Raw genomic sequence first — 18,141 nt, forward strand, 5'->3', positions numbered from 1 at the left:
CTCTCAGAAGAGCTGGCCGTGGATCATCGCGAGATGATCGGCGATCGGCCCGAGCGCGAGGCTCGGCAGGAAGGTGAGGCCGCCCAGGATCAGGATGATCCCGACGAGCAGGCCGACCCACAGGCCGCCGGTGGTCGGGAATGACCCCGCGCCGGCCGGCGTGTACTTCTTGGCCGCCAGGCTGCCGGCGATGGCGAGCACGGGGACGATCACGAAGAACCGCCCGACCCACATGGCGACCCCGAGCAGCCCGTTATACCAGGGCGTGCCCGCGCTGAGCCCGGCAAAGGCGGAGCCATTGTTCCCGGTCGCCGAACTGAACGCGTAAAGGATCTCGGTGAAGCCGTGCGGCCCCTTGTTGAGCGGGCCGGCAAGCCCGTCGGGCATCACCGCGGACAGCGCGGTGAAGCCCAGGATCGACAGCGGCAGCACCGCAATCGCCAGCACCGCGAGCTTGACCTCGCGCGCTTCGATCTTCTTGCCGACATATTCGGGCGTACGGCCGACCATCAGGCCCGCCACGAACACCGCCAGGATCGCAAACAGCAGGAAACCGTAGATCCCCGAGCCGACGCCGCCGACGACGATTTCGCCCAACTGGATGTTGAACAGCGGGATCATCCCGCCGAGCGCGGTAAAGCTGTCGTGCATCGCATTGACCGCGCCGCACGACGCGGCAGTGGTGACCGCGGCGAACAGCGCGCTGGCGGCGGTGCCGAAGCGGACTTCCTTGCCTTCCATATTGGCGCCAGCGACGCCGAGATGGTGGAGGATCGGATTGCCCGACGCCTCCTGCCAATAAGCGACGGTGGCGCCGGCCAGGAACAGGATGGTCATGGCGCCGAGGATCGCCCAGCCCTGGCGGGTGTCGCCGACCGCCTTGCCGAACGTGTAGGTCAGCCCGACGCCGATCGAGAAGATCGACAGCATCTGCACCAGATTGGTCACCGCCGAGGGGTTCTCGAACGGATGCGCCGAATTGGCGTTGAAGAAGCCGCCGCCGTTGGTGCCGAGCATCTTGATCGCTTCCTGGCTCGCGACCGGGCCGAGCGAGATGGTCTGCTTGACGCCTTCCAGCGTGGTCGCGTCCACCGACATGGCGAAGGTCTGCGGCACGCCGCTCAGCAGCAGGTAGAGCGCGTAGACGACGCAGATCGGCAACAGCAGATAGAGCGTGATGCGGGTGATATCGGCCCAGAAATTGCCGATTCCGGGCGATGCGGTGCCGCCCGGCGCCGGGTTGGGGGAGGGGCGCCGGGCGAACCCGCGGAACAGCGCGAACGCGATGGCGATGCCGGTCGCCGCGCTGAGAAAGTTATGGATCGTCAGCCCCATCATCTGGCTGAAATTCGACAAGGTCGATTCGCCGCCATACCATTGCCAGTTGGTGTTGGTGACGAACGCGATGGCGGTGTTCATCGACCCGTCCGCGCCGACCCCGGGCAGCTTGCTCTGGTTGAATGGCAGGAAGAACTGCGCGCGCAGGATGAGATAGGTGAGCAGCACCGTGATCAGCTGGAATACCAGCATGTGGACCGCATAGCGGCGCCAGCTCTGGTCGGTGTCGGGGTTGATCCCGGACAGCCGATAAAAACCCCGTTCGACGGGACCGAGCACGACATGAAGCGGCGTGCGCCGTCCTTCGTACAACGCGAACAACCACAGCCCGATCGGCTTGGTCAGTGCCGCCAGGATGGCGACGAAGAGCGCGATCAGCGCCCATCCCTGAAGCGTCATGAAATTATCCTCAGAAGCGTTCGGGCCGCACGAGGACGGCTATGAGGTAGATCAGCAGGCCGAACGCGGTCAGCCCGGCGAGTGCGAGGTGCAGGTTCATCTCAAGCCCCGTCGCACAGCCGCACGAAGGCGAGGGTCGCCAGGAACAGCCCGCCGAGCACGGCGAGCCAGATAATGTCGGGCATGATCGGCCTCCTATTGGTCGGCCGGCGAGATAGGAGCGGACGGCATTAAGGTGCGCGGGCGAAAGCGTGCCTGCGGCATTAAGAAGCCATTAGTTTTGGCGGCGGGACCCTTGTTGCCTTATCCTTCGCAGGCCACAAACCATCCGTTCGTGCTGAGCTTGTCGAAGCACGGTGAATCTCATGCCCTTCGACAAGCTCGGGGCGAACGGAGTTGGTATTGTCGAGCGATAGCCGCCCTTCCCCCGACGCACTGCTTCGCGCCGCCAAAGCCGAAGAGCGAGGGCGGCTGAAGATATTCCTCGGCGCCGCGCCGGGCGTCGGCAAGACGTTCGAGATGCTGCGCGAGGGCGCCGAGCGGCAGCGGGCCGGGACGGACGTGGTGGTCGCGGTGGTCGAGACGCATGGCCGCGCCGAGACCCAGGCGCTGGTCGAGCCGCTCGACGTGATCGCTCGCCGGTCGATCGACTATCAGGGCCATACACTTGAGGAGATGGACCTCGACGCCGTGCTGGAGCGGCGGCCGCAGCTCGCGCTGGTCGACGAATTCGCGCACACCAACGCGCCGGGCAGCCGTCATCCCAAGCGCTGGCAGGATGTGATGGAACTGCTCGACGCCGGCATCGACGTCTACACCACGCTCAACGTCCAACATATCGACAGCCTCAACGATGTCGTCGCCAGCTTCACCCGGGTGCGGGTGCGAGAGACCGTGCCCGACAGCGTGTTCGACGGCGCCGAAGTCAAGGTGGTCGACCTGCCGCCCGACGAGCTGATCGAGCGGTTGAAGGCAGGCAAGGTCTACATTCCGGCCGAGGCGACGCGCGCGCTCGACCGCTTCTTCTCCAAGGCCAATCTGTCGGCGTTGCGCGAAATGGCGCTGCGCCGCGCGGCGCAGAGCGTCGACCAGGCACTGACCGAACATCTCGACACCCACGCCGTGACGGGCACCTATGCCGGTGGCGAGCGCGTGCTGGTGGCGGTCAGCGAGTTGCCCGGTGCGGATACATTGGTCCGGGCCGCCAAGCGCCTGGCCGATGCCTTGAAGGCACCCTGGCAAGCAGTGTTCATCGAAACGCCGCGTGCCGCCGGGTTCGCGGAGGAGCAACGGCGGCAGGTCGCCGACATGCTGGGCCTCGCCGCCAGCCTCGGCGCGACGATCGCCACCGTGCCCGCCGAGAGCGTTACCGCGGGTCTGCGCGACCAGATCGCGGAGGCCAGGATCACCCAATTGGTGATCGGCAAATCGAGTCGCACCTGGTGGTTCGCCTTGCGTCACGGATCGGTGGTCGATGCGATGCTGACGGCCGGCGAGGGGCTGGCGGTCCACGTCATTCCCGCCGGCGACGCGCCGCCGCGGACCCGAACCAGCGTCCCGCGCGGCGACTGGAGTCTCGCGGTCGATGCGTTCGTGCCGGTGCTGCTGGTGGCGATGACGACGGTTCTGGCCAGAGCGGTCGAGCCGTGGATCGGGCCTGGCGGGATCGACCTCATCTACCTGCTGCCGGTAATCGTGGGATCGGCGCGGCTTGGGCTATGGCCGGGCGTCGCGACGGGTATCCTGGCGGGGCTCGCCTATAATTTCTTCTTCCTGCCACCGCTCTATACCTTCACCATCGCCGACCCGCAGAGCGTGCTGACGATGTTCGTCCTGATCGGTATCGCGACTTTCACCGCGAACCTGACCGGGCGGCTTCAGGTCCGCGCGACGATCGGTGCGCGCAGCGCGCAGGAGAATGCCGCGGTGGCGGGTTTCGGCCAGGCGCTGGCGCGTGCGTCGGACTGGCGGAGCACCAGCCAGACGATCTGCAACGAGGCGGCGCGATTGCTCGGCGTGACGGTGATCCTGCTCGATCAACGCGACGGCGAGCTCGAATGCATCGCCTCGGCGCCGGGACCGATACCCGAGCTCGGCACGGTCGACCGCGCTGCCGCCGACTGGGCGTGGAGCAGGGGCGAGGCGACCGGCGTGGGTACCGCCACCCTGGTCTCCGCGGACTGGCAATTCCAACCGCTCAAGACCTCGCTCGGCATACTCGGCGTCGTGGGCTTGCTGGCGGAGGATGGCGGCAATCCCGTCGGCGCCGACCGCGCGGTGCTGCTGACGACGTTGCTCGGCCAGGCCGCACTGGCGCAGGAGCGGCTGAAGCTCGAGGATCAGCTGCGTGACGTATCGGTGTTGCGCGAACGTGATCGGCTGCGCGCGGCCCTGCTGTCGTCGATCGGGCACGATCTGCGCACCCCGCTGACCTCGGTCGCCGCCTCGGTCGACGCGCTGGCGCGGCAATATCCCGACGCCGCGGCGGTACCGTTGGCGCGCGCCGATATCGCCCGACTGCGGCGTTTCCTCGACAATCTGCTCGACATGGTGCGGCTCGATACGGGCGCGCTGGCGATCTCCCCCGAATCGATCGACCTGACCGACGCCGTGGCGAGCGCCGTCCACGATCTCAAGGATTTGCTGCGCGGCGTCCATATCGACTTGCAGGTGCCGGTCGACTTGCCGCTGGTGCGGGCGGATCCGACCTTGCTCCACCATGTGCTGATCAACCTGCTCGCCAATGCCGCGATCCATGGCGGTGACGGGCGGGTCGCGATTGTCGGCAAGAGGACGCCAGACGCCGTATTGCTGTCGGTGCGCGACCACGGCCCGGGGCTCGAGCCGGGCTCGGAAAGGCGCGTATTCGACACCTTCGCGCAAGGGCGCGGGAGCGACCGCAGCGGGGGTAGCGGGCTCGGCCTCGCCATCGCCAAGGGATTCGCCGAGGCGATGCAGGTCGGCATCACTGCGCGCAACCATCCCGACGGCGGCGCCGAGTTCTCGCTCGCCTTCGCCGTATAGCCCGATCCTTCCGGTCCGGCTCTGCCGCATGTCGATTCGTCGCAAGCCGTTTGTACATCAGATCGATCGGAATAGCTTTGGGTCAGGCGCCGCCGAGTCGGAGGTGCTCACAAGAACAGAGGCGACGCGCCCGCTTGGGAGAGCTGTCATGGATCGCGACTTCGACACGTCGTTCGACAAGCCTGTTCCGATCATCGTCTCGGTCAAGGGTGATACCCAGATCGCGGCGAGGTTGCAGCGAGTCGAGCTCGACCTTTCCCGCTTCCACAACGGACGCTGGGCATTGCAACTCGATGCGGTGATGGCCAATCGAGCCGAGCCCGCCGTCATCCTGGCGCAGGGCGTGGCGTGTCTGGCGGTCGCCTGGTGGGCGCAGCTATCGCCGCGCTCGTACCTGCGCAATATCCGCGGCGCGGTGCTGTTGTCGCCGCTAAGCTATGGCTTCGGCCAGTCGGCGATCGCCCGCAACGTCCGGTTGAGCCCGGCGACGAAGCTGCCATTCCCGTCGATTGTCGCCTGCGATCCGTCGCCCGCGGTCGAACAAGTCCTGGCGCTGGCCGACAGCTGGGGAAGCCGCTTCGTCGATCCGAGCAGCCTGACGTCCGCCCATCCGAGCAATCGCAGCGCGATCGGCACCCATGCCGAGGAGCGGCTGGTCGACCTGCTCGCGACGTTGGGCACCGAAGCGTTCGCGTGTCCGACACCCGAACGCGCCGATCCGGAACGGTTACTCGCGCTGGTCGATTAATCCGCGGCACGCGGTGACAGCGGCGCGCTTCGCCCCTAACAAGGCGAGGTGACCGGGGGCGACGCCACAAGAACGCTGCGCATGATGCTGGCGATCACGCGCGCCCTGGCGGCAATGAGCCCGCGGCGGACGGCAATCGCTCTGGGCCTCGCGCTCGGCGGTGCCGCGGTCGAGGGCGCCGGGCTGCTGCTACTCGTACCGATCCTGACCGTGGTGACCGGCGGCGGCCCGGGCTGGGTGCATCATTACGCCGCGAAATGGGGCATTGCCGACACCCCGCACCTGATCGCGTGGATGATGATCGCCTTCATGGTGATGATGGTCGTGCGCGGGTTGGTACTCTATGCGCGCGATCTCTCGATGCAGTCGCTCCAGGCGCGCTTCGTCGATGCCGAGCGCTTGCGCATCCTGCGCGCGCTGGCGGTGGCGCCGTGGCGGGAAATCGCCGCGCTCGACCATTCGCGGACGACGACGTTGATCGGCATCGACGTGATGCGGATCGGCGTCACCGCACAGCAATTGATCCAGATGGCCGTCGCCTTCATCTCCACCTTGGCGCAGCTGGCCGTGGTCGCTGCACTCGCTCCGGTGCTCGCACTGATCGCGGGCGTGGGGATGGTGATCGGGGCGGCGCTGATCGCGCTCAACCAGGCCCGCAATCGCAGCAGCGGCGAGCTGGCGATGCGCGCGGGCCAGAACATGATGAGCAACGCCAGCGGCTTCCTGGGCGGGCTGAAGATCGCGGCCGCGCAACAGATGCGCGATCGCTTCGTCGGCGAATTCGCCGCGTCGCAATCGCTGGCGCGGCGGCGGCAATTATGGTTCCAGCGCGATCAGGCACGGGCGCGCTTGTGGTTCACGTTGGGATCGGCGGTGGCGTTGGCGGGCGTGGTCCTCGCGGGCGTCAACCTGTTGGGCGTGCCGCCGGCACGGCTGATCATCGTCGTCCTGGTGTTCGGCCGGATGGTCGGCCCAGCCCAGGCGATCCAGCAATCGATCCAGCAAGTCGCCTATGGCGTTCCCGCCTTCGAGGCCGTGCGTGAGGCGGAGCGGCATTTTGGCGCGTTTGCTCAGACCAACGCCGACGTCCCGCCGCCGGGACCGATCGAGCTTTCGCATGTGACCTATCGCCATCACGGCGGCGGCGGCGTGAGTGACGCGACGCTGACCATCGCCGAAGGATCGATCACTGGGCTGACCGGTGCGAGTGGCGGCGGCAAGACCACGCTGGTCGACATCATCACCGGTCTGCTCGAACCGCAACAGGGCACGATCACCGTTGGCGGTCGCGCGCTCGGCAGTGGCTGGGGCGGGGCGATCGCCTATGTCCCGCAGGACGGCTTCCTGTTCCACGACAGCGTGCGCCGCAACCTCGATTGGGGTGACGAAACGGTCAGCGAAGACATGATGCACGCGGCGATCGAAATGGTCGGCGCGACCGCGATCGTCGGGCGGATGCCGCGGGGAATCGACAGCGTCGTGGGCGAGCGGGGCGCGCTGTTGTCGGGCGGCGAACGTCAGCGCCTGGCCATCGCCCGCGCCTTGCTGCGCAAGCCCCGGCTGCTGGTCCTCGATGAGGCGACGAACGCGATCGATCAGGCAAGCGAAGGCGATCTGCTGACACGCCTGGCCGCGCTCGACCCGCGCCCGACGATCCTGATCGTCGCGCACCGCGATTCGAGCTTGCGGCTGTGCGATACGCTGATCCGTGTGGACGACGGCGTCGCGCGGGTGGAAGGGGGGTGACCTCCTTGAACGTCATGCCGGGCTCGTCCCGGCATCCACCGTGCCGGCACCGAGCGGCACGAGTTTCGAGTTCCAGGCAGCGTTGCTCGGTGGACCCCGGCACAAGGCCGGGGTGACGGTTGTAGTGGGCGCACGCGCCTAGCTCAGATCGCTCCCGCGAACGTATCGCACTGGCGGTAGTCGCCGCTGTCGATGCCGCGCTTCAGCCACGTCATGCGTTGTTCGGATGTGCCGTGAGTGAAGCTGTCGGGCATCACGCGGCCCTGCGTTTCCCTTTGCAGCGTGTCGTCGCCGATTGCCTTGGCCGCGGTCATGCCTTCCTGCAGATCGTCGGGGTCCATGCGGTCGCGATTCTGCGCCGCCCAGACGCCGGCGAAGCAATCGGCCTGGAGCTCGAGCATCACCGACAGGCGATTGCCCTGGGCCTCGTTCGAGCTGCGTTGCAGCCGCGTCACGCGATCGGAAATGCCCATCAAATTCTGGATGTGATGGCCGAATTCGTGCGCGATGACGTAGTCCTGGGCGAAGTCGCCCGGCGCACCGAAACGCTGGGACAATTCCTGGAAGAAGCTGGTGTCGAGATAGATGCCCCGGTCGCCCGGGCAATAGAATGGTCCCATCGCCGATTGCGCGGCGCCGCAGCCCGATTGGCCGTTGCCCGAATAGAAGACCAATTTGGGGGCGACGAAGCGCTGGCCCTGTTGCTGGAAGATCGCCGCCCAGGTCTTGTCGGCCGAGCTGAAGGCATTGCAGGCCACCTTTGACGAGGCGTCGAGGGTGCAGCTGGACCGGACGTCGGTGCCGCCGGCGGTGCGGCTCGCCTCGGTCGGCGCGCGAGTGCCGCCGGTGCCGCCGGTGTCGGCGAACTGGAGCCCGCCGCTGAACAGGAAGAAGAGACCGACGACGACTGCAACGCCCAGGCAGCCGAACCGGTTGAAGATGAGCGGCAGGAAGGCGAACAGCAGCCCGCCGCCGCCTCCACCGCCGCCGAATCCTCCAAAGCCGCTGCCCTGGCCGCGCTGATCCTCGACATTGATGTTGGGATCGAAGTCGTCGAGCCGCATCGGCTGTCCCTTTTGTCGTTTTCGTCGCGTATCAAAATGCGCTCCAACGCCCATGGTTGCAATCGCCCGATTGATCGACTCAGGCTCTTGGCCCATGCGGGCTCGCGATGGCCGATACCAATGCCCGCCGCCGCGCCAAGGCGCTTCCCTTGCCCGAACAGGTGGCATTGGTGCTTCAGGGCGGCGGCGCGCTGGGCAGCTATCAGGCCGGCGTCATCGAAGGGTTGGAAGCGAGCGGGATCGAGCTCGACTGGGTAGCCGGCATTTCGATCGGCGCGGTCAATGCCGCGATCGTCGCGGGCAACCCGCCCGAGCGGCGGGTCGAACGGCTGACCGCGTTCTGGGACAAGGTGACGAGTTCGCTCCCCAGCTTTCCCATCTTCCCCGACGACATGGTGCGCGAGGCATTGCACGAATGGTCGGCAGGCTTTGTGATGCTGGCGGGCGTCCCCGGTTTCTTCTCGCCGCGCGGCCTGCCGCCAGTGATGGCGGCGCCGGGGACCAGCGCCGCGCTCAGTTTCTATGACAGCGCGCCGCTCAGCGACACGTTGAACGAGCTGGTCGATTGGGACTTGCTCAACGATGGGCCGGTCCGGCTGTCAGTCGGCGCGGTCGATGTCGAAAACGGCAATTTCCGCTATTTCGACAACCGGCTCGAGCGGATCGACGCGCGGCACATCATGGCGTCCGGGGCCTTGCCGCCCGGCCTGCCACCGGTCGAGATTGACGGCCGGCTATGGTGGGACGGCGGGCTCGTTTCCAACACTCCGCTCAGCCATGTGCTCGACCATCAGAGCGAAGCCTTGCTGGTGTTCCAGGTCGATCTGTTCCCGTCGATCGCGGTGCGGCCGCGGACGATCATGGACGTGATGGCGCGCGAGAAGGAAATTCGCTTTTCGAGTCGATCGCGCGAAATCTCGACTCAGCTGATGCGACTGCGCAAGGACCGCGAGATCGCGCGGCGCGTGCTCGCCAAGCTGCCGCCCGAAATGGGCAACGATCCCGACGTCCGCGCGCTCGCCGAACGATCGGCCGAATATCCGGTCAATCTGGTCCATCTGATCTATCGCGCCAATGCCTGGGAAGGCGGTGCGCGCGACTTCGAATTCTCGGCGCGGACGATGCGCGAGCATTGGCTTGCCGGCAGCGAGGACGTCGCAGCGACGATGGCCAATGCCGAGCTGGTCGCGGAGAACATCATGGACGGCAAGACCGCCGCCTTCGACCTCACCCCTCGCTAAGGAGAAGACCCCTATGTTCCTCAAGGGCAAGAGCGCGATCGTCACCGGTTCGACCTCGGGCATCGGGTTGGCCTATGCCAAGGCGTTCGCCGCCGAGGGCGCGAGCGTGATGATCAACGGCTTCGGCGACGCCGCGGCGATCGAGACGGAACGCGCCGCGCTGGAAGCGACGAGTGGGGCGAAGGCGCTGTACGATGCCGCCGACATGACCAAGGCCGAGGCGATCGAAGCGATGGTCAAACGCTGCCATGACGAGCTTGGCGGCCCCGACATCATCGTCAACAATGCCGGCATTCAGCATGTCGCGCCGATCGACGAATTTCCGATCGACAAATGGGACGCGATCATCGCGATCAACCTGACCAGCGCCTTCCACATGATGCGCGCGTCGATCCCCTATATGAAGGCGGCGAAATGGGGCCGGATCATCTCGACTGCCTCGGCGCACAGCCTGGTCGCGAGCCCCAACAAATCGGCCTATGTCGCCGCCAAGCACGGCATCGCCGGCCTGACCAAGACCGCGGCGCTGGAAGTCGCGACCCATGGCATCACGGTCAACGCGATCTCGCCCGGCTATGTCTGGACGCCGCTGGTCGAGAACCAGATTCCGGACACGATGAAGGCGCGCGGCCTCACGCGCGAGCAGGTGATGAACGACGTGCTGCTCGCCGCCCAGCCGACCAAGGAATTCGTCACGCCCGAACAGGTCGCGGCGCTCGCCTTGTTCCTGTGCCGTGACGAGGCCAAGTCGATCACCGGTGCCAATATGACCGTCGACGGCGGCTGGACCGCCGCCTGACGCCTTTTCAGCTTCGCTGCACCGTGACCGTTTCAGCTTGCTGAAACGGAGTCTAACGTATCGCCTGCGCAACCAACCGTCCGGTGGTTGGTTGTCGCGGCATGAAAAGGGCGCATTTCGGGGCGCTGTTGGGCGCCCTGTTCGTTGTCGTGGCCATTCCGGCGGCGGCGAAAGACGACATTCCGGCCGACTGGCGCCGCGTCGCGACGGCGGATGACCGCGCGCGGTTGCGCAACACCCGTCAGGCGTGGCTGGAGGCGCTCGCCAAGGCGCGCGCCGCGGGCCAGGGCAAGGCGATTGCCGCGCAGGGGGTGTTGTTCGATCCTGACCGCGCGCTCGCCGGTGCCAAGCCGCCCGCCGGCGATTATCGCTGCCGCGTCTTCAAGCTCGGCGGACAGCGGCCCGGCAATCGCGACTTCACCGCTTATCCCGCATTCCGCTGCCGTATCGACCCGGAAGGCGAGATGCTCAGCTTCTACAAGATCGGCGGGTCGCAACGCCCGGCGGGGCTGGTGTTCGACGACGGTCGTTATCGCCAGGTATTTCTCGGCACGCTGTCGCTCGGCGACGAAGAGCTTCCGATGGATTATGGCCGCGACGCCAATCGCGACATGGCGGGGATCGTCCAGCGGATCGGGCCGCGGCGCTGGCGGCTGGTGCTGCCCTATCCGCATTTCGAATCACTGCTCGATGTCGTCGAACTGGTGCCGATCGATTGACGATCAGCGCGTGCCGGCGTGTGCGGTACCGTAGAAGATCTTGGCATCGGTCGATCCGGCTGACCTGCGAGTTCATCGCCAGCAGCACCGATTCGAGAAAGGCGTGCGACTTCTAATCGGGGGGAGACGATAAATTCCTCCCCGGCACGGGGAGGGGGACCATCGCGCAGCGATGGTGGAGGGGGGCCTCGACAAACCAGCAACAAGCGAGGAGGCCGCCGAATGAAGGCCCCCTCCACCACCGCCTTCGGCGGCGGTTCCCCTCCCCGTGCCGGGGAGGATTTTTTGATTGGCATAGAAAATGCCCGCCGAGATGGACCCGGCGGGCATCCTTTCCTCCCCAGGAAAGTCGGAAACCTTACAAGACCGAAGCGTGGGCGCCGGTCTCTGGTCGGCCAAATGGCTGAGTTTCGCTCACCGGGCGATATCGGACTCGCCATCGCCGAGGTCTGGCTGTCGATCGATCAAGGGCAAGGTCGGTCGTTATGTAAAGTATTGACAATGTCGCCCCGCCACCGGATCGCTGCGTCAGGATCATTCTATTCGAGAACGACAATGGCGGATCGTAAATTGCTGGCAGGGCATGCGGTCCGGCGGCTGCGACGGCGCGAAGGGCTGACCCAGGCGGCAATGGCCGAAATGCTCGCGATCTCCCCCAGCTATCTCAATCTGGTCGAAAAGAACCAGCGCCCGCTATCCGCCGCCTTGCTGATCAAGCTTGCCGAAACGTTCGACTTCGATCCGCGCGCGCTGGCGGCCGGCGAGCCCGGCGGCGGAGCGGCGGCGATCCGGCGGCGGCTGGCCGATCCGATGTTCGCCGACCTCGAGATCGATCGTAACGAAGTGGAGGAATGGCTAGCGGGCGCGCCCGGTGGCGCCGAAGCCTTTGCGCGGGTGTTCGATCGACTGGGGCAAGGTGCGGCGACAGGGGAGACGGGCGGGTCGACCGACGTGATCGCTGAATTGCGCAAGGAGATCGAGCGCTGGCGCGGCCATTATGCCGATCTCGACGCCGCGGCGGAGGCGCTCGCCGACGAATTGCGGATGGGCGCCGGCGACCTCTATGGCGCGATTGCCGAGCGGTTGCGGGTCAAGCACCAGCTAACCATCCGGATCCTGCCGGTCGACGTGATGCCCGATCTGCTGCGGCGGACCGATCTCCACGCCCGCCAATTGCAAGTGTCGGAGACGCTCGATGCCGCCAGCCGCACCTTTGCCGCCGCCTATCAACTCGGCCAGATCGAGGCGCGGTCGCTGGTAGAGGCGCTGGTCCAGGGCGCAGCATTCGCCGACCGCGCGGGCGAGCGCCTCTATCGCCGCTATCTGACGAGTTACTTCGCCGCGGCGGTAATGATGCCCTATGCCCGGTTCCTGCGCGCTTGCGAGGCGACCGGATATGACCTCGAATTGCTGCAGCGGCGGTTCGGCGCCGGCTTCGAGCAGGTCGCACACCGCCTGACCACGCTACAGCGCGTGGGCGCACGCGGGCTGCCATTCTTCATGGTGCGGATCGATCGGGCCGGTCAGGTCTCGAAGCGCTTTTCGGGTGCGAGCGGATCGCCGCTGGTCGAAAGCGACCGGCGTTGCCCGCTCTGGCGCGTGCATTCGGCGTTCGACCGGCCCGGCGACCTCGCGGTCCAGCTTGTCGAGCTGGAGGATGGCACGCGCTGGCTCACGCTGTCGCGCACCGTGACCCCGCAGGGTCGCCGCTACGGTGCGGTCCCCGCCGAATTTTCGGTGGGGCTGGGGGTGTCGGCCGACCTTGCCGGCAACCTGGCCGTCGCGCGCGGGATCGACCTGAAGGGCGAAGCGACCCCGATCGGGCTTGGCTGCCGGGCATGCGGGCGCCCCTCCTGTCCCCAGCGAAGTGCGGCTCCCGCGGGTCGTGCGTTGCTGGTCAACGAGCGCGAACGCGGCGTCAGCGCCTTCACGTTCGGCGGCGACTGACATGGCGGCCGCAGAGGTTCGCCTGCTTGGCCCCGATGATCTGCCGCTGATGCATCAGATGCTCGGCATGTTCGGCGCGACGTTCGAGGATCCGGCCAGCTATGACGATGCGCGGCCCGATGACGCCTGGCTCGCGCGGCTGCTTGGCGGCGACGGCTTCATCGCGCTGACGGCGTTGGTCGATGGCGCCGTGGTGGGCGGGATCGCCGCCTATGTCCTCGATAAGTTCGAGCAGGCGCGCCGCGAGGTCTATCTCTACGATCTGGCCGTTGCCGAGCCCTATCGCCGCCGCGGCATCGCAACCGCGTTGATCGAAGAATTGAAACGGGTGGCGAAAGCGCGCGGCGCTTATGTCATCTTCGTCCAGGCCGACCTGGGCGACGATCCGGCAATCGCCCTCTACGAAGGATTGGGCACGCGCGAGGACGTGCTTCACTTCGATCTCGAGCTCGACTGAAGCTTAGCCGCCGGGCCGATCGGTCATCGCGGCGGCCAGGATATCGTAAAGCTGCCGAGCGGCAGGCTCGAGCACGCGGCCGCCGTCATGGATCGACAGGACGAACGGCTCGCCCGTCGGATCCGGAAGGCCCTCCTCGGCGCCGAATATGTGCAGATCGGCCGGGATGCCGACCGGAATGCGCAAGGTCACGCCGAGCCCGGCTTCGACCGCGGCCCACAGGCCGCGCGAACTCGCGCTTGTCAGCACGACGCGCCAGGGGATGCCGGCGGCCTCCAGCAGGGCGAGCGCGCGCTGACGAAAGAAGCAGGGCGCTTCGGTCAGGACGAGTGGCAGCGGCTCGCTGCCCGCTGGATCCCAGTGCAAGCGGCGGGGTGATGGCCCGACCCAGATCGCCTTCAGCGCAGCCAGCGATCGGGCATCGGCGCGATCGATCTGATTCATGGCGAGCGTGAGATCGAGCTCGCCGCGGTCCAGCCGGTCGATCAGCGCCCGATTGCGATCGACGACTGTTTCCAGACGCACACCCGGATGCCCGCGACTGAATCGTCCGAGCACGTCGGGAAGCCAGGTCTCGGCGAGATCGGGGGGCAGGCCGAAGCGCACCTCACCGCGCGCCGCCGTACCTCGAACCGCGATCAGCGCCTCATCATTGAGGTCCAGAATGCGACGTCCATAAGCGAGCAGGACTTCGCCCGCGGGCGTCGGCACCAGGCCACGACCCTGTTTCTCGAACAGCGGCTCCCCGACTTGTTCTTCGATCCGGCGGATCTGTTGACTGACCGCCGATTGCGATCGCCCGACACGTTCGGCGGCGCGGCCGAACCCGCCCAATTGCTCGGCCAGCACCAGCGTCCGGAGCACGTCCATGTCGAGATTGGGCAATAGCATACTTCAGAATAACTGAAGTTATCCATAAATACTATTCGTTTTTATGGATGTTAAGGGCCGAGTAGCAGCGGTGAGAAAGGAGACTTGCAATGTTCAGACTGTTGCCGCCGCCGCGTACGATCGAAGTGGCTGCCGCTGCCATCCTGATTGGGGGTTCGCTCGCCACGGCATCCGCCGCAGGGGAGCGCCCGTCGCTGCCTCGTGCGCTGGTCGGCACCTGGTCGCTGGTTGCCGCGGACGTCCAGCATCCCGACGGCAGTATAAGCCGCGACTATGGCGCCGCGCCGCGCGGCAGCATGATGGTGGACGCTGCCGGCCACTACACGCTGATGATCTACATGAGCGAACGGCCGCGCTTCGCCTCGGGCGACCGCGCCACCGGCACGCCGGAAGAGTATCGCGAGACCGCGTTGGGGATGAGTGTGCATTATGGGATGCTGAGCGCGGACGTGAAGGCGCACACGTTGACCTTCGCCATCGAGCAGGCGAGTTTCGCCAACTGGAACGGTACCAGGCAGGTCAGGCACTATCAGCTGCAGGGCGGCGTGCTGCGCTATACCGTCGCCGCTCGGCCCAATGGCGACATCCCGATCTCGATCTGGCGTAAGCTGGGCTAGGTTGTAAAGATACTTACAGCTTATCACAAAAAATATCGAGCACAGTCACAACCTAACTCGTATCCTACCCGTTCGTGCGCCGCGAATCATGTAAATCGCTGTACATCTCCTCGCATCACTACAAGCGAGGACGTACCGTGACCTACCAAGAATCGATTGCTGCTACCGGCCAGCTGATCAAGAGCCACAACGGCACCTGGGACGGGATCGGCGCCGAGGCGGTAGCGCGGATGCAGATCCAGAACCGGTTCCGCACCGGGCTCGACATCGCGCGCTACACCGCGGCGATCATGCGCCGCGACATGGCGGCCTATGACGCCGATCCGGCGAACTACACCCAGTCGCTCGGCTGCTGGCACGGGTTCATCGGTCAGCAGAAGATGATCAGCATCAAGAAGCATTTCGGCTCGACCGAACGCCGCTATCTCTATCTGTCGGGCTGGATGGTTGCCGCGCTGCGTTCCGATTTCGGGCCGCTCCCGGATCAGTCGATGCACGAAAAGACCAGCGTTCCGGCGCTGATCGAGGAACTCTACACTTTCCTGCGTCAGGCCGACGCGCGCGAGCTCGGCATGATGTTCCGCGAACTGGACAAGGCGCGCGAGGCTGGCGACGAAGTTGCCGAGCAGCGGCTGCTCCACGCGATCGACAACCACCAGACGCACGTCGTGCCGATCATCGCCGATATCGATGCCGGCTTCGGCAATGCCGAGGCGACGTATTTGCTCGCCAAGAAGATGATCGAGGCGGGTGCCTGCGCGCTGCAGATCGAGAACCAGGTCTCGGACGAAAAGCAATGCGGGCATCAGGACGGCAAGGTCACCGTGCCGCACGAGGACTTCCTGGCGAAGGTCCGCGCCTGCCGTTACGCCTTTCTCGAACTCGGCGTCGAGGACGGGATCATCGTCACGCGTACCGACTCGCTCGGTGCCGGCCTGACCAAGCAGATCGCGATCAGCCACACGCCCGGCGATCTCGGCGACCAGTATAATTCGTACCTCGATTGCGAGGAGATCGCGGTCGGCGACCTCAAGGCGGGCGATGTCGTGATCGAACGCGACGGCAAGCTGGTCCGTCCGAAGCGGCTCAAGTCGAACCTGTTCCAGTTCCGCGAAGGAACCGGGGCCGACCGCTGCGTGATGGACTGCATCGCCTCGCTGCAAAACGGCGCCGACCTGCTGTGGATCGAGACCGAGAAGCCGCATATCGAGCAGATCGCCTCGATGGTCGATCGCATCCGTGAAGTCGTTCCCAACGCGAAATTGGTCTACAACAACTCGCCCAGCTTCAACTGGACGCTCAACTTCCGCCAGCAGGTCTATGATGCCTGGGCTGAAGCCGGGCGCGACGTGTCGGCCTATGATCGCGCGAAGCTGATGAGCGTGGATTACGATACGACCGATCTCGCGGCCGAGGCCGATGAGCGGATCCGCACCTTCCAGGCGGATGCGTCGAAGCGGGCGGGGATCTTCCACCACCTGATCACGCTGCCGACTTATCACACCGCCGCTCTGTCGACCGACAATCTGGCCAAGGAATATTTCGGCGAGGCGGGGATGCTGGGCTACGTCAAGAACGTCCAGCGCCAGGAAATCCGCCAGGGCATCGCCGCGGTGAAGCACCAGAATATGTCGGGCAGCGACCTGGGCGACGATCACAAGGAGTATTTCGCGGGCGAGGCCGCGCTCAAGGCCGGCGGCGCGCACAATACGATGAACCAGTTCGCGGCGTGATCGATCGGGATAGCGCTCGCTATCCCGCGCCCGCGATCACGCCCGGCCGGCGGGGCTTCCAGCCCCCACCGATGCCGGCCTAAATAAGTTCGCGGCCTGACCCTGCGCCGCGATGTTCGCCGCGTCAGCCCCCGCTTGGCGGCGAACCCTGGACGGCCCGGAGGTTAGTAGCCCCTCCGGGCCGTTTCGTTTTCTAGAACCTTGGCCGTCCGGGGCACGATGACACTGCGCGCGGGTTTACCCCGCACCATCGCGGAAACGGGCAAGCCATTGCGCCCTGAGTGCCGCCGGTCTCGCCGGATAGGGCTGGTCGAGGATATCGGCCGCGACGATGCGGTCGAGCCGGAAAGATCGGAAATCTTCACGCAACTCGCACCAGGCAGCAAGCAGCCGTGCGGCGTCGAGATAGGCGATCGCAATCGGCCAGACCATGCGCTCGCTGATCCTGTCCCGCTCGTCGCGATAGGTGAGGCGGATCTTGCTGCCGCTGCGGACGGCGGCGCGTAATCGGCTGGCGTCGACGCTGTCCGACGCGATCCGCCAACCCGGCGCAGTGCGCGCCACGGCATCGGTGATCAGCGGGGCCATTTCGTGCGGCACGACAGCGGCTATCTTGGCCAGCAGGTCGCGGGCGGCGCGCGCCAAGGCCGGATCGCCATGCCCTTCGACCCATTGCGCGCCAAGCGCGGCGGCCTCGGCCTCTTCGGAGGTCAGCATCAGAGGCGGAAGGTCATAGCCGCCGTCGAGCACATAGCCGATCCCGGCTTCCCCGCGCACGGGCACGCGCTGCCCCATCAATGCGGCGATATCGCGATAGACCGAGCGTTTCGAGGTTTCGAGCTCGGCGGCGATCGCCTCGGCGGTGGTCGGCCGCCGCTCGCGGCGGAGGATCTGAACGATCTGGAAGAGGCGGTCGGCGCGTCGCATTTTTGCTCTTTAGCTGCATGATGCTGACAGCATGGTGGCAGCAGGGTGGCAGTAAGTCGATTCCGGTGAACGACAGGAGACCAGGGATGTTGAAGACCTATCACGGCAGCTGCCATTGCGGTGCGGTGCGTTTCGAGGCGGATATCGATCTCGCCGCCGGCACCGGGAAATGCAATTGCTCGATCTGCACCAAACGCCGCGCCTGGGGCGTGCTGCTCAAGCCCGATCAGTTCCGGTTGCTGTCGGGCGTCGACAATCTGTCCGATTATCAGTTCGGGACGAAGTCCGGCCATCACCGCTTCTGCAAAACTTGTGGTGTCGCATCGTACGGCGATGGCCATGTCGAGGCGATTGGGGGCGATTACGTGTCGGTCAACGTCAATTGCCTCGACGACGCCAGCGATCAGGAACTGGCGGAGGCGCCGGTCAATTTCGCCAATGGACGCGATAATGCTTGGTGGGAGCCGCCCGCGATAACCTCTTATCTGTGA

At 66.0% G+C, this 18,141-nt stretch carries 16 protein-coding genes; 11 read left to right on the forward strand and 5 right to left on the reverse strand.

Annotated features, from left to right (window positions below):
- Positions 1-3: 3 nt before the first annotated feature.
- The gene (gene kdpA, locus SMA01S_RS11045) at positions 4-1,737 is read right to left on the reverse strand and encodes a potassium-transporting ATPase subunit KdpA (protein WP_066821557.1); all 1,734 of its coding nucleotides are present in this window, start codon (positions 1,735-1,737) and stop codon (positions 4-6) included.
- A gap of 10 nt (positions 1,738-1,747) precedes the next feature.
- Positions 1,748-1,837 carry a K(+)-transporting ATPase subunit F gene (kdpF, locus tag SMA01S_RS11050; protein WP_066821566.1) on the reverse strand — a complete coding sequence of 30 codons (90 nt, stop codon included), beginning with the start codon at positions 1,835-1,837 and terminating at the stop codon, positions 1,748-1,750.
- A gap of 296 nt (positions 1,838-2,133) precedes the next feature.
- Here kdpF and SMA01S_RS11055 point away from each other — a divergent pair, with 296 nt between their 5' ends.
- From SMA01S_RS11055 to SMA01S_RS11065, 3 genes are all read left to right on the forward strand, one after another.
- A complete protein-coding gene (locus SMA01S_RS11055) occupies positions 2,134-4,761 on the forward strand; it encodes a DUF4118 domain-containing protein (RefSeq protein WP_157093900.1) in 2,628 nt (875 codons plus the stop codon).
- 148 nt (positions 4,762-4,909) lie between these two features.
- Positions 4,910-5,509, forward strand: coding sequence for an alpha/beta hydrolase (locus SMA01S_RS11060; protein ID WP_066821570.1), 600 nt, complete (start codon positions 4,910-4,912; stop codon positions 5,507-5,509).
- A 48-nt stretch (positions 5,510-5,557) separates the two neighbouring features.
- Positions 5,558-7,255 carry an ATP-binding cassette domain-containing protein gene (locus tag SMA01S_RS11065; RefSeq protein WP_066821575.1) on the forward strand — a complete coding sequence of 566 codons (1,698 nt, stop codon included), beginning with the start codon at positions 5,558-5,560 and terminating at the stop codon, positions 7,253-7,255.
- Positions 7,256-7,398: 143 nt separating this feature from the next.
- Here the strand turns inward: SMA01S_RS11065 and ypfJ are convergent, their stop codons facing one another.
- Positions 7,399-8,319 (reverse strand): KPN_02809 family neutral zinc metallopeptidase, encoded by a 921-nt coding sequence (ypfJ, locus tag SMA01S_RS11070; protein WP_066821579.1) that lies wholly within the window; start codon positions 8,317-8,319, stop codon positions 7,399-7,401.
- 107 nt (positions 8,320-8,426) lie between these two features.
- Here ypfJ and SMA01S_RS11075 point away from each other — a divergent pair, with 107 nt between their 5' ends.
- From SMA01S_RS11075 to SMA01S_RS11095, 5 genes are all read left to right on the forward strand, one after another.
- Entirely contained in the window at positions 8,427-9,560 is a 1,134-nt protein-coding gene (locus SMA01S_RS11075; protein ID WP_066821581.1) for a patatin-like phospholipase family protein, read from the forward strand.
- 13 nt (positions 9,561-9,573) lie between these two features.
- Positions 9,574-10,359: a 3-hydroxybutyrate dehydrogenase gene (locus SMA01S_RS11080; protein ID WP_066821583.1), complete on the forward strand. Its 786-nt coding sequence runs from the start codon at positions 9,574-9,576 to the stop codon at positions 10,357-10,359.
- A gap of 101 nt (positions 10,360-10,460) precedes the next feature.
- Positions 10,461-11,078, forward strand: coding sequence for a DUF4893 domain-containing protein (locus tag SMA01S_RS11085; RefSeq protein ID WP_066821585.1), 618 nt, complete (start codon positions 10,461-10,463; stop codon positions 11,076-11,078).
- Positions 11,079-11,633: 555 nt separating this feature from the next.
- Positions 11,634-13,025 (forward strand): helix-turn-helix domain-containing protein, encoded by a 1,392-nt coding sequence (locus SMA01S_RS11090; RefSeq protein WP_066821588.1) that lies wholly within the window; start codon positions 11,634-11,636, stop codon positions 13,023-13,025.
- A gap of 1 nt (position 13,026) precedes the next feature.
- Positions 13,027-13,482, forward strand: a complete 456-nt coding sequence (locus tag SMA01S_RS11095; protein ID WP_066821590.1) for an AAC(3)-I family aminoglycoside N-acetyltransferase — start codon at positions 13,027-13,029, stop codon at positions 13,480-13,482.
- Positions 13,483-13,485: 3 nt separating this feature from the next.
- Here the strand turns inward: SMA01S_RS11095 and SMA01S_RS11100 are convergent, their stop codons facing one another.
- Positions 13,486-14,373, reverse strand: coding sequence for a LysR substrate-binding domain-containing protein (locus SMA01S_RS11100; protein WP_066821593.1), 888 nt, complete (start codon positions 14,371-14,373; stop codon positions 13,486-13,488).
- 89 nt (positions 14,374-14,462) lie between these two features.
- Between SMA01S_RS11100 and SMA01S_RS11105 the strand changes: the two genes are divergently transcribed.
- Positions 14,463-14,990, forward strand: coding sequence for a lipocalin-like domain-containing protein (locus tag SMA01S_RS11105; RefSeq protein ID WP_066821595.1), 528 nt, complete (start codon positions 14,463-14,465; stop codon positions 14,988-14,990).
- A gap of 137 nt (positions 14,991-15,127) precedes the next feature.
- Positions 15,128-16,723, forward strand: a complete 1,596-nt coding sequence (locus SMA01S_RS11110) for an isocitrate lyase (RefSeq protein ID WP_066821596.1) — start codon at positions 15,128-15,130, stop codon at positions 16,721-16,723.
- A 237-nt stretch (positions 16,724-16,960) separates the two neighbouring features.
- Here SMA01S_RS11110 and SMA01S_RS11115 read toward each other — a convergent pair whose 3' ends face one another.
- Positions 16,961-17,650 (reverse strand): helix-turn-helix transcriptional regulator, encoded by a 690-nt coding sequence (locus tag SMA01S_RS11115; protein WP_066821598.1) that lies wholly within the window; start codon positions 17,648-17,650, stop codon positions 16,961-16,963.
- Positions 17,651-17,736: 86 nt separating this feature from the next.
- On the opposite strand from SMA01S_RS11115, the gene SMA01S_RS11120 reads away from it, so the two are divergent.
- Complete coding sequence (locus tag SMA01S_RS11120) at positions 17,737-18,141, forward strand: GFA family protein (protein WP_066821601.1); 405 nt, start codon at positions 17,737-17,739, stop codon at positions 18,139-18,141.

It is taken from the genome of Sphingomonas mali NBRC 15500, assembly GCF_001598415.1.
Classification (GTDB): Bacteria; Pseudomonadota; Alphaproteobacteria; order Sphingomonadales; family Sphingomonadaceae; genus Sphingomonas; species Sphingomonas mali.